General features: G+C 66.5%; 2 protein-coding genes. Both read right to left on the reverse strand.

The genetic code is table 11. From position 1 onward, the window contains the following. Window positions 1-14: 14 nt before the first annotated feature. Window positions 15-785 (reverse strand): ethanolamine ammonia-lyase subunit EutC, encoded by a 771-nt coding sequence (eutC, locus tag WBQ44_RS21285; RefSeq protein ID WP_495568656.1) that lies wholly within the window; start codon window positions 783-785, stop codon window positions 15-17. Beyond that, window positions 782-1,772: ethanolamine ammonia-lyase subunit EutB (eutB, locus tag WBQ44_RS21290; protein ID WP_495568657.1), on the reverse strand; the 991-nt coding region annotated here is incomplete at its 5' end. The genes eutB and eutC, both read right to left, overlap by 4 nt.

Here is a 1,772-nt window from a genome sequence, read left to right on the forward strand (position 1 = left end):
GGGGTGCGTGACCCCTACGGCTCGATCGTGAGCGCCTCGGAGGCCTGCAGTACATCTGCCCTCGACGTATCCTTCAACGCCACACCCGATCGACCCAACCTACGGGCACCCGCGACGAGGCCGGCAACGATCTTCGCGGACTGCTGGTAGCCGAGACCTTCGGGTGGGTGGATGTTGGAGATGCAGTTGCGATCGGCATCGGACTTCCCCGGCGCCGGCCGATGCGTCAGGTAGATCCCGAGACTGTCCGCCACCGACAGACCTGGACGCTCACCGATCAGAACGACGACAGTGTGCACACCCATCGCCTCGGCGATGTGATCACCCAGCGCGACTCGTGCCTGCGTGGCAATCACCGGTGGCGCAAGGGAATACAACTCCCCCAGCTCGGCGGCCAGGGCATCGAGCATCGCAGCGCCGTGATCCATCAGTGCCCGCGGGGACAACCCGTCGCCGAGCACGAACCCGACGTCGAAGCTCCCCGTCGGAACAGAAGAGAGATCGTCGGGCGAGCGCCCGAGATCCGGGCGCCGGAGATACTCCGCGCGCGAGGACGCCTTCGAGGTGACAACGGCCGGTGCACCGATGCCCACCTGCTCGACCGCTGCCGCGAAACCGTCGATATCGAGCGGCATGTGCACTGCATCGCGCGCCGCCGCGTGGGCAGACCTCAGCTCCAACACCCGACGTGTGGGCAGCGAGTCGCCCGTGCGCCCCAGCCCGATCCGCGCCTGAGTGCTGAGCCGCAGCTCCTCCCAGAACGACGCCGACTCGACCTCGCTCATCGCGCCCCCGTCAGCGCACGCAGCGGCGACCCCGACGCGTCGACCTCGAGGATGCGGCCCTGGGCGTCGACCATGCCGAGGCGGTCCAGCCATGCCGCGAATTCGGGCGCGGGGGTTAGGCCGAGAACCTGCCGGGCATAAAGGACGTCGTGGAAGCTCAGGCTCTGATAGCCGAGCATGACGTCGTCGGCGCCCGGCACCGCGATGACGAAGGCAGCGCCTGCGGCACCGAGCAGCGTCAGCAACGTGTCCATGTCGTCCTGATCGGCTTCGGCGTGATTGGTGTAGCAGACGTCGACGCCCATCGGAAGTCCGAGAAGTTTGCCGCAGAAGTGGTCCTCGAGGCCGGCGCGAATGATCTGTTTGCCGTCGTAGAGGTACTCGGGGCCGATGAAACCGACGACGGTGTTGACGAGCATCGGTTCGAGGTCCCGGCACACCGCGTACGCCCTTGCCTCCAGCGTTTGCTGGTCGACGGGTTTGCCCCCGACGCCGAGATGCGCACCTGCGCTGAGTGCAGATCCCTGACCCGTCTCGAGGTACATCACGTTGTCGCCGACCGTGCCACGACGCAGCGAACGACCTGCCTCGTTGGCTTCGCGAAGCAACGACACGTGCACGCCGAACCCGGAATTGGCGCCTTCGGTGCCGGCAACCGATTGGAACACCAGATCGACCGGCGCACCTTTCTCGATCAAATCCATCGTCGTCGTCACGTGCGAGAGCACACACGACTGCGTCGGAATGTCGAACCGCTGCCGGATGTCGTCGAGGAGGTGGAGCAGATCCGATGTGGCGTGCGGAGAATCGGTGGCCGGGTTGATGCCGATGACTGCATCACCCGACCCCAGGAGCAGACCGTCGAGCGTCGCCGCCGCAATGCCCCTCGGGTCGTCCGTCGTATGATTCGGCTGTAGCCGCGTGCACAGCGTCCCCGGCAATCCGACGGTCGTGCGAAACGCCGATGTCACCCGGACGGCCCGAGCG

The organism is Rhodococcus sp. (in: high G+C Gram-positive bacteria), from assembly GCF_049591685.1.
GTDB lineage: Bacteria > Actinomycetota > Actinomycetes > Mycobacteriales > Mycobacteriaceae > Rhodococcoides.